General features: G+C 72.0%; 8 protein-coding genes. 4 read left to right on the top strand and 4 right to left on the bottom strand.

Translation table 11 applies throughout. The features are described from left to right. On the top strand, positions 1-822 hold an 822-nt coding region (locus ND748_RS17020; RefSeq protein WP_308205650.1), incomplete at its 5' end, for a glucose 1-dehydrogenase. Positions 823-836: 14 nt separating this feature from the next. Next, positions 837-1,544, top strand: coding sequence for a nucleoside/nucleotide kinase family protein (locus ND748_RS17015; protein WP_251746783.1), 708 nt, complete (start codon positions 837-839; stop codon positions 1,542-1,544). Between the two features lie 243 nt (positions 1,545-1,787). Here the strand turns inward: ND748_RS17015 and ND748_RS17010 are convergent, their stop codons facing one another. Continuing rightward, positions 1,788-2,852: a PfkB family carbohydrate kinase gene (locus ND748_RS17010; protein WP_251746782.1), complete on the bottom strand. Its 1,065-nt coding sequence runs from the start codon at positions 2,850-2,852 to the stop codon at positions 1,788-1,790. Between the two features lie 302 nt (positions 2,853-3,154). Here ND748_RS17010 and ND748_RS17005 point away from each other — a divergent pair, with 302 nt between their 5' ends. Further along, the gene (locus ND748_RS17005; RefSeq protein ID WP_251746781.1) at positions 3,155-4,378 is read left to right on the top strand and encodes a serine hydrolase; all 1,224 of its coding nucleotides are present in this window, start codon (positions 3,155-3,157) and stop codon (positions 4,376-4,378) included. A 251-nt stretch (positions 4,379-4,629) separates the two neighbouring features. Here ND748_RS17005 and sthA read toward each other — a convergent pair whose 3' ends face one another. The 3 genes from sthA to ND748_RS16990 all read right to left on the bottom strand — a co-directional run bounded on the left by sthA (position 4,630) and on the right by ND748_RS16990 (position 9,391). Then, on the bottom strand, positions 4,630-6,039 hold the full coding sequence (gene sthA, locus ND748_RS17000; RefSeq protein WP_251746784.1) for a Si-specific NAD(P)(+) transhydrogenase: 1,410 nt from the start codon (positions 6,037-6,039) through the stop codon (positions 4,630-4,632). Between the two features lie 572 nt (positions 6,040-6,611). Next, positions 6,612-8,003: a class II fumarate hydratase gene (locus ND748_RS16995; RefSeq protein ID WP_251746780.1), complete on the bottom strand. Its 1,392-nt coding sequence runs from the start codon at positions 8,001-8,003 to the stop codon at positions 6,612-6,614. A 422-nt stretch (positions 8,004-8,425) separates the two neighbouring features. Continuing rightward, on the bottom strand, positions 8,426-9,391 hold the full coding sequence (locus ND748_RS16990) for a 4-hydroxy-3-methylbut-2-enyl diphosphate reductase (RefSeq protein WP_251746779.1): 966 nt from the start codon (positions 9,389-9,391) through the stop codon (positions 8,426-8,428). Positions 9,392-9,533: 142 nt separating this feature from the next. On the opposite strand from ND748_RS16990, the gene xseA reads away from it, so the two are divergent. Next, positions 9,534-10,376, top strand: an 843-nt coding sequence (gene xseA, locus ND748_RS16985) for an exodeoxyribonuclease VII large subunit (protein WP_251746778.1), incomplete at its 3' end; no start/stop codon positions are given.

The following is a 10,376-nucleotide window of genomic DNA, read 5'->3' as shown; positions in this document are numbered from 1 at the left end:
GCCCGGGGACGCGGCGGGGGCGGCGGGGGCGGCGCGGTGATCGTGCCGGTGGAGAGGGAGGTCCGGGAGCCGGTGGCCTGGTCGCCACCGCTGGCGGGGCGGCACGCGATCGTCACCGGGTCATCGCGGGGGATCGGTCGGGCGATCGCACTGCGGCTCGCCGCGGACGGCGCCCGGGTCGTCGTCAACTACCGGGCTGACCGGGCCGCCGCCGGCGAGGTCGTCGAACGGATCGTCGCCGCCGGCGGCGAGGCCACCGCGGTCGGCGCCGACCTGGGCATGCCCGCGGACATCGACCGGCTGTTCGCCGCCGCGGCCGAGGCGTTCGGCCCGCTGGACATCCTGGTGAACAACGCCGGGGTCGTGCTCTACGGGGCGACCTGCGACGTCACCGACGCCGAGATCGATCGGGTGCTGGCCGTCAACGTCCGCGGCAGCTTCCTGGCGATGCGCCACGCCGCTCGGTGCCTGCGCGACGGCGGCCGGGTGGTGAACATCTCGACCGGCTACACCCGCAACCCGAACCCCCTCGTCGGGGTCTACACCGGGTCGAAGACGGCCGTCGAGCAGATCGGCATGTCGATGGCCAAGGAACTCGGCCACCGCGGGATCACGGTGAACGCCGTGCTACCCGGGCTCGTCGAGACCGACGGGGTCACCGCCCACGACCGGCAGCGTTTCGAGCAGGTGGCCGCGATGACCCCCGCGGGCCGCAACGGCCGGCCCGACGACATCGCCGACGTGGTCGCGTTCCTGGCCAGCGACGCCGCCCGCTGGGTCACCGGCCAGACCATCGCCGCCACCGGCGGCCTGTCCTTCTGACCCGGGTGTCTACGATGACCCCCCGTTCGCCGGGCCGGCCCGGCGTGCTGATCGGCCGGGCGGCCGTCTTGGCGAGGGCGCAGGCGCTCCTGGCGGGGGGCGGGCGCGTCCTGCTCGGGATCGCCGGGCCGCCGGGCGCGGGGAAGAGCTCCCTCGCCGACTGGCTCGTCGGGCAGCTCGACGCCCGCCACGGCACGAGCCCGAGGCTCGTCGCGCAGGCGCCGATGGACGGCTTCCACCTACCGAACCGCACGCTCGCCCGGCTCGGCCTCGCCGAGCGCAAGGGCGCCCCCGAGACGTTCGACGCCGCCGGCTACGCGTGCCTGCTGGCCCGACTGCGCGCTGGCGGACCGCAGGAGATGGCCGCGCCGTCGTTCAGCCGTGTCCACGACGCGCCGGTCCCGGGAGCGCACCGGATCCCGCCCACCGTGCGGCTGGTGATCTGCGAGGGGAACTATCTGCTGCTGGGCACCGGAGCATGGGCGCAGGTGCGCGCATGCTGCGACGAGACCTGGTTTCTTCGGGTCGACGAGGAGATCGCCCGGACCCGTCTGATCGATCGGCACACCGCTGGCGGGCGCCGCGGACCGGCTGCGCGACAATGGGTCGAGGAAAACGATCTTAACAATCTGCGCCTGGTGGACGCGACGGCCTCGCGCGCCGATTACCTGATCCGGCTGCCCCCGGACGTGCCGCCGCCCGCCCCCAGCCGGCGGCCGTGACGAGCCGGCGGCCGTGACGAGCCGGCAGCCGTGACGAGCCGGCAGCCGTAACGGGCCGGCGGCCGTGACGGGCCGGGAGCCGGCTGACGGCAGGAGGGGCACCCCGACGGGTGGTTTCAGAGGGAACCCGCGACTCCGCCTAGCCAGTCGGTGACCTTCTGACGCTCCCTGGGCGCGGTGTCCGCCGCCTGGCCGCCAGATCCGGTCTCTGGCCAGATTGCCGGCAGGGTCGTGCTCGCCTGGTCACGGAAGGGTCTCGTCTCGGTTCAGCCAGGCGCGAGTGCCGAAGCTCGTCACCGACCGGGCCGCGACCTGCGACGCCGCGGCCAGCGCGGCCACCAGCGCGTCGGTGGTGAGCCGGGGCTGGACCCCGATCGACCAGGCGAACGCCCCGTGGAACACGTCACCGGCGCCGAGCGTGTCCACCGCGCGGACAGCCGGGGGGCGGACCTCCCCGCCGGCCCGTGCGGTCGCCCACCGGACCGGGCCGGGACCGCGGGTCACCGCGGCGAACGAAGGTCCATGCGCCAGCAGGTAACGCAGCACCTCGGCCGGGTCGCCGCCGACGCCCGGCGGTCGAAAGGCGGACCCGCACAACGCCACGTCGACGTGGGGGAGCAGCCGCTCGGTTCCCGGCTTCCAGGAACCGCCGTCGAACACCACCGGCGGCCATCCGGCCAAGGCCGCCGCCCCAACCGGCCCCGCCGGCCCCGCCGAAGCCGCCGAAGCCGTCGGGGCTGTCGGGTCCCTCGGGGCCGCCGGGTCCGTCGCGGCGGGTACGCCCCTCGCTGCCGGCGACCGGCGGGCTGCCAGGATGTTGACGGCGACGTCGGGCTGATGGCCGTCGACGAGGACGACGTCCGCCCCGGCGAGCAGGGCCCGTGCGGCGTCCGCGGCCACCGGTGCGGCGACCGGCAGCGCGCCGTGCGCCGACACCACCGCCCGCTCCCCGGCCGCGTTGACCATGATCGCCGAAACCGGCAGGACCTGTTCTCCCGGCCGCAGGTCGTGATGCCGGATGCCGAGAGTGGCGAGATCCGCCCGCGCCGCGGCGGCCAGTGGTCCGGCGCCGACCGCGCTGACGAGAGTGGCTCGACCGCCGAGATGAGCGAAGGCCACGGCCGCGCCCGTCGCCGGGCCGCCCGCGGCGACCACCAGATCGTCGGCGACGATCTTCTCGTCGGGTCCGGGCGGGTGTCGGACCAGATAGATCGTGTCGAGGGTGGTGAGGCCGACGAACAACCCCGTCGGCCGTCCGGCCCGCTGCCCGACCGGCCGCGCCGGCGCCCCGCCAGCCTGCTTCGCCACCCGCCCTCCCCTCATCGGCCCGGAACAGTCCGGATTACGCCGGGCCGGAATCGGTGCCTGCGTCCGAGTATTCGGGTAACTGCGTTTCGGCGCAAATACGTCACGCTGCCGAGCCGGTCATAATATGGTGCTATAGCACCGTAACGTTCATCAGGATGGAAACATCATTGTCGTCTCGCGGGTTCTCTTTGTCGTGGCGGTAAAAGGTTGAAGTCGTTTTCTTCCGTACTCTTCTGATATTGGTCCGCCTTAGTTAGACAGGCGGCGTGTCTGAACGAGTTACGCGCCGGTGGGGCGCGAGTGTGGTGTTGCTGGCTGTCACCGGCGTGGCCGGTGGCGTGATGTACTGGCCGACCGGCGAGGCGTCGGGCTCGGCGGGGCTCGGCGGTCCGATGGCTGCCGGCGCGCCCGCCACGGTGTCGGCCGTGCGGGCGGGGGGCCTCGGGACCATCAGCCCTGCGCTGGTGCGACGCCGGGTGGAGGCGGCCGGGGCGGACGCGCCGTCGTCGGTGCTCGGCACGGCGCTGGGGCCCGCGGCGATCGCCGTGCCCCGGCTGCGCACCGTGACGGTCGCCCCGAGCATCCCGTCCTACGCGCTCGCCGATGGCGTGGCCAGGCCCGTGTCTGCCACCTCGCCCGAGCCGGCTACGGCGACAGCAGGCACGACGGCGGCAGCAGGCACGACGGCGGCAGCAGGCACGACGGCGACGGCAGGCACGACGGCGACGGCTGGCACGGTCGCGACGGGGCAGGCCGGTGGCCTCGCGACGGTCGAACCGGTCGCGGCGGTGCGTGGTGCCGCGTCGAGTGGCCTGGCGGCGCGGTGGCGCGGCTACCTCGCGGGCCGGCCGGGGCACGTCAGCGTCGCCATGTACGACGCGGTCGCCGGCACCACGGCCGTCTACACCGACCCGGCGGTCGCCGGCTACGAGACGGCGAGCTCGGTCAAGCTCGACATCCTCACGGCGCTCGTGCAGCGGGCGGGCGCCGCGGGTCGGCTCACGGCCCGCGAGCAGGCGTTGGCCCGGCGGATGATCTCGGTCAGCGACAACGCGGCGGCGAGTGCCCTGTGGGCCGACGTCGGCGGCGCGCCCGCGATGAACGCCTTCTTCGCCCGCCTGGGCATGCACGCGACGACGGCCGGCCCGGGTGGCAAGTGGGGGCTGACCCGCACCACCGGCGCCGACCAGCTCGCGGTGCTGCGCGCGATCGCCTACCCGGGCACCCTGTCGGCCGCCGGGCGCGCCACGGTGAGCGGCCTGCTGAGGACCGTGATCCCGGCGCAGCGGTGGGGCCTGACCGGTGGCGTACCGGCGGGGGTGGCGGTGGAGCTGAAGAACGGCTGGCTGCCCCGCACCAGCGGCTGGGTGATCACCAGTCTGGCGCATGTCCACGGCGCCGGACGCGACTACATCATGGCCGTCTACACGAAGAACGGGCCGAGCATGCAGGCGGGCGTCACCACGGTGCAGGGACTGTCCGCCCTGGCCTGGAAGGCGGCGAGAAGCTCGACGTCCGCCGGCTAGCGACGTCGGCCGGCCAGCGACGCCGGTCGGTGGCCAACGACAGCCGCCTGTGGCCAAGCGACATCCGCCTGTGGCCAAGCGACATCCGCCTGTGGCCAGCGACGTCTGTCAGCGGCCGGTAGCCACCGGCGGTGCCGGGGGCGGGCCGCAGACGTCGTCCCCCGTCGCGTGCTCTGGACCGGGAGCTGTACCTCGGCCCGCGACGGGGGTGCGTGGGTGTTGCGGATGCTGGGGTCGCCGTAGCGGTGGGGTCAGCCGCTGAAGCGGGCGACGGCTCGCATCTTGTTCATCGCGTCGAGCGCCGCGACCTTGTAGGACTCGGCCAGCGTCGGGTAGTTGAAGACGCTGTCGACCAGGTAGTCGATGGTGCCGTTGCACCCCATCACCGTCTGTCCGATGTGGATCAGCTCGGTGGCGCCGGTGCCGAACACGTGCACCCCGAGCAGACTCCGGTCCTCGGGGCTGACCAGCAGCTTCAGCATCCCGTACGAGTCGCCCAGGATCGCGCCGCGGGCCAGTTCCCGATACCGGGCGATACCCACCTCGAACGGGATCGCGAGCTCGGTGAGCTCGTCCTCGGTCCGCCCGACGTAGGAGATCTCCGGGATCGTGTAGATCCCGATCGGCATGAGCTCCGCCCGCATCGCGTTGACGTTCTCGCCGCACGCGGCGTAGGCCGCCAACCGGCCCTGCTCCATCGAGGTCGCGGCAAGCGCCGGGAAACCGATGACGTCGCCGACGGCGTAGATGTGCTCGACCTCGGTGCGGAAGTCGGAGCCGACCTTGATCCGGCCGCGGTTGTCCGCGGACAGCCCCGCCGCCGGCAGGTTGAGGATGTCGGTGAGTCCCTGCCGTCCCGCCGAGTACATCACCGTGTCCGCGGGCAGCTTCTTGCCGCTCTCCAGCAGGGTGAGCGTCCCGCCGTTGTGCCGCTCGACCGACACCACCGACTCGCGGAACCGGAACGTCACTGCCAGGTCGCGCAACTGGTACTTCAGGGCTTCGACGATCTCGACGTCGCAGAAGTCCAGCATGCGGTCCCGCCGCTCGACGACCGTCACCTTGGTGCCGAGGGCGGCGAACATCGAGGCGTACTCGATGCCGATCACCCCGGCGCCGACGACGACCATCGACCGGGGCAGCCGCTCCAGGGCCAGGATCTGGTCGCTGTCGACCACCGTCCGGCCGTCGAAGTCGACCGTGTCCGGCCGCGCGGGCCGGGTGCCGGTGGCGATGATGATCCGTTCGGCCGAGACCCGCCGGTCCTCGATGTCCCCGGCGGCCCGCACGCTCACCGAGTGCGGGTCGATGAAGCTCGCCAGCCCCGTCAGCAGTGTGACGTGGTTGCGGCTGAGCTGATTGCGGATGACATCGATTTCTCGGCTGATCACATGTCTGGTCCGGGCGGACAGATCACCCACGGTGATGTCGTCCTTGACCCGGTAGCTCGACCCGTACAGCTCGCGCTGCGACATGCCGGTCAGATAGAGAACGGCCTCCCGAAGCGTCTTGGACGGGATCGTGCCAGTGTTGATGCTGACACCGCCGATCATCTCCCGCTTGTCCACGATCGCGACCCGCCGGCCGAGCTTGGCTGCCGCGATCGCAGCCTTCTGCCCGCCGGGTCCGGACCCGATGACGAGGACGTCATAGTCGAACACCGTCACCTCCCCGCATTCTTTCCGGCTCCCGGTGAAGCAGAGGCTATCTGGCTGGAGCGGGTGGGTCGGCAAGTTGCACGGTCTTGTTACGTTTATTTCTTCTCCGCGCTTTCCCCTGGGGGTTTCAGCCACGCAATATCGCGGAGGGTAGATGTCTGCAAACTATCGGTAATGACCGAGACGTGCCGGCGGCGGGTGGCACACCCGAGCCGTGCCGCTCCGTCAGCCGTACGCCGCTGGGGCGGGTCGACCGCGCGACCGCGTCGGAAGGCCCCCGCGGGACCGTTCGAAATTCGTGTCGCCGTCACCCGTAACGAACGCGCCGCCATCTCGTTAGAACAGGGGCGGGGGCCGTGGAGGCTGTCTGGGGGGTCTTCCACGACCCCCGCCGCGCCGCCGCCGCGTCGCCGCTGTTCGGGACGGACGCCCACCCGTTGTCGGGAGGTGCGCTGGGGGCGGTGACGGGCGGGGGGAGCGGCGCCGGACGCCGGCTCCGGAGTCACCTCCGGAGCCGGCCCGTCCGATCACTCATCAACTGGTGGACCGCCCACGACCGTCGCCGAGTGGACCGTCTACGGGTGGGTCATCGACAGCACGTCGAGGGCGGCGTCGAGCTGGGCCTCGGTGAGCTTGCCGGCCTCGATGTAGCCGCGCTCGATCACCACCTCGCGAATCGTCTTCTCCTCGGCGAGGGAAAGCTTCGCGACCTTGGCCGCCTCCTCGTAACCGATGTACTTGTTCAGCGGCGTCACGATCGACGGCGAGGACTCGGCGTAGCGGCGGCAGCGCTCGACGTTGGCGACGATCCCGTCGACGCAGCGGTCCGCGAGCAGCCGGCTGATCGTGGACAGGATGTGGATCGACTCCAGCAGGTTGCGCGCGATCACCGGCAGCATCACGTTGAGCTCGAAGTTCCCAGCCGAGCCGCCGAAGGCGACCGCCGCGTCGTTTCCGACGACCTGCGCGACAACCTGGCAGACCGCCTCCGGGATGACCGGGTTCACCTTGCCGGGCATGATCGACGAGCCGGGCTGCAGGTCCGGCAGGTGGATCTCGCCGAGGCCGGCCCGCGGCCCCGACGAGGCCCAGCGCAGGTCGTTGGCGATCTTGTAGAGCGAGATGGCGACGACCCGCAGCACCCCGGACGCCTCGACCAGGCCGTCCCGCGACGCCTGCGCCTCGAAGTGGTTACGCGCCTCGGTCAGCGGCAGGTTCGTGTTGGCGGCCAGTTCCTCGATCACCGCGGCGGAGAAGCCGGGCGGCGTGTTGATGCCGGTGCCGACCGCCGTGCCGCCCAGCGGCAGCTCGCCCACCCGCGGCAGGGCCGCGTTCAGCCGCTCGACACCGAGGCGGACCGCCGCGGCGTAGCCGCCGAACTCCTGACCGAGCGTCACCGGGGTGGCGTCCATCAGGTGCGTCCGTCCGGACTTCACCACGTCCGCGAACTCGGTCTCCTTGCGGCCGAGCGAGGCGGCGAGGTGCTCCAGCGCCGGGATCAGCTCCTGCACGATCCCCTGGGTCGCGGCCACGTGGATCGACGACGGGAAGACGTCGTTCGACGACTGCGACGCGTTGACGTGGTCGTTCGGATGCACCGCCCGGCCGAGCCGCTCGGATGCCAGCGACGCCAGCACCTCGTTGGTGTTCATGTTCGACGAGGTGCCGCTCCCGGTCTGGAACACGTCCAGCGGGAACTGGTCGTCCCAGTCGCCGCGGGCCACCTCGGCCGCCGCGTCCGCGATCGCCTCGGCGATGTCGGCGTCGAGCACCCCGAGCTTGGCGTTCACCGTCGCCGCCGCCGCCTTGATCCGCGCGAGCGCCTGGATGTGCGCGCGGGAGATCCGCTGGCCGGAGACGGGAAAGTTCTCCACCGCCCGCTGCGTCTGGGCTCGCCACCGGGCCGATGCCGGCACCCGGACGTCGCCCATGCTGTCGTGCTCGATGCGGTATTCCTGCTCGCTCATGCGCCCGTTCTCCCGCTGTTCCGTCGCCGTTGACCTGCATCTGACCAGCACCGCACGCCGGTGCCCACCGCCCGGCGGAGAAGCCGGCTGGACACCGGCCCCATCGCCCGACCCTAGGACATGTCGGGCGGGTGGTGCCCGCGCCGCTCGGGGCCATGGGAGCTCTCACACCTTTCCCCGCAAAGCGCCTTCGGCGCTTTGCGGGGGCCCCTGGTATCGGCCGCCGTGCGGGTTTCGGTCAGATCGCCTTCGGCGATCTTCGCTGGGGGCCCCGTGTGGGGAACCCCGGGGGAGTGCCAGGTCGGGCGGGCTGGCAGGGACGGGGAACGGGGGCGCCCATGAGAGACGCCCACTACCCTGCCTCGTGGCTTCGGTGCCACGGGGCGGGGCAGTGGGCGTCGTTGCTGGTGGGGCCGTGCCGCTTAGGAAGCGGCTGTCTCGCGCTCGCGCGCGCGGATGTCGCGGCGCAACTCGGGCGGGAGGGCGAACAGGAGGTGCTCGTCGGCGGAGGTGACCTCCTCGACGTCGTTGAACCCATGCTCGGCGAGCCAGGCCATGACGCCGGTGACGAGTTCCTCGGGAACCGAGGCGCCGCTGGTCACGCCAACGGTCTCGACACCATCGAGCCAGCTCGCGTCGACTTCGGTGGAGTCGTCGACGAGGTAGGCGGCGGGGGCGCCGGCATCGAGCGCGACCTCGACCAGGCGCACCGAGTTGGAGGAGTTCGGCGAGCCGACGACGATGACCAGGTCAACCGCGCTGGAGATTTCCTTGACGGCGACCTGGCGGTTCTGTGTCGCGTAGCAGATGTCGTCGCTCGGCGGACCCTGCAGGTGCGGGAAGCGCTCACGCAGGGCCTTGACGGTCGTCTGCGTCTCGTCGACGGAGAGGGTGGTCTGGGACAGGAAGGCGACGTGCTCCGGGTCGCGCACCTTGACCCGAGCTGCGTCCTCGGGACCGTCCACCAGGTGGATGCGGTCGGGTGCCTGCCCGGTGGTGCCGACTACCTCCTCATGGCCTTCATGGCCGATGAGCAGGATGTCAAAATCCTCACGGGCAAACCGACGTGCCTCGGAATGCACCTTGCTGACGAGCGGACAGGTTGCGTCAATGGTGCGCAGTTGACGCGACGCCGCCTCCTCATGCACGGTCGGCGCTACGCCGTGCGCTGAGAAGACCACAGTGGCGCCCGGTGGTACCTCGTCGGTCTCGTCCACGAAGATCGCGCCCTTGGCCTCCAGAGTCCTGACGACGTGGAGGTTGTGCACGATCTGCTTGCGTACGTAGACCGGCGAGCCGTAGAGCTCCAGCGCCTTCTCCACGGTCACGACAGCTCGATCGACACCGGCGCAGTAGCCGCGCGGCTTGGCAAGAAGGACCCGGCCCATGCAGGTCAGTCTACGCGGCGGGGGGCGGGCGGGAAGAGCCGCGGGCGATGCATACCCGGATGGCGACATCGTCCGGGCCGCCTCGGGCCACGGCCACGTGTACTCTTCCCGACCTGTCGGACGTACCGGCTACGGTGCCCGAATGGCCCTGACCTCGACTCCCGAACAGCCCTTGCCGGTTCGGACGGTCTCTCGAGCCGTCGGCGACTGGGTCCACCGGCTCGGCCGGGTGTGGGTTGAGGGACAGGTCACGCAGCTCGTCCGTCGGCCCGGAATGGGCACTGTCTTCCTCACCCTCAGGGACCCCGTCGCGGACGTGTCGCTGCGGGTCACCTGTTCGCGGGCGGTCTGTGACGCCGTCGGTCCCGCGCTCGTGGACGGCGCGCGGGTCGTCGTGTGGGGCAAGCCGTCCTTCCACCCCGGGCGCGGCACCCTCGCCCTCGCCGTGGTGGAGATCCGTCCCCTCGGCGCAGGCGCCCTGCTGGCCCGGCTGGAGCAGCTCAAGGCGACGCTGGCCGCGGAGGGGCTGTTCGCGGCGTCCCGCAAGCGGCGTCCGCCGTTCCTGCCGGCGGCCGTCGGGTTGATCACCGGGCGGGCCAGCGCGGCGGAGCGCGACGTCGTCGAGAACGCCCGGCGGCGCTGGCCGGCGGTGCGCATCGTGCTGCGGGAGGTGGCCGTCCAGGGGCCGCTGGCGGTGTCCCAGGTCATCGACGCGCTGCGCGAGCTCGACGGCCGGACCGAGGTCGAGGTGATCGTGATCGCCCGCGGCGGCGGGTCGCTGGAGGATCTGCTGCCGTTCTCGGACGAGGCGCTGCTACGCGCCGTGGTGGCCGCGCGCACGCCGGTCGTCTCGGCGATCGGCCACGAGCAGGACGCGCCGCTGCTCGACTTCGTCGCCGACGTGCGCGCCTCGACCCCGACCGACGCCGCCAAACGGGTGGTGCCCGACGTCGGCGAGCAGACCGCCGCGGTCGCCCAGTTGCGG

This window comes from Frankia sp. AiPs1, from assembly GCF_023716945.1.
Classification (GTDB): domain Bacteria; phylum Actinomycetota; class Actinomycetes; order Frankiales; family Frankiaceae; genus Frankia.
The sequence above is the reverse complement of the archived record's forward strand: the minus strand, read 5'-3'. Positions and strand labels throughout refer to the sequence as shown.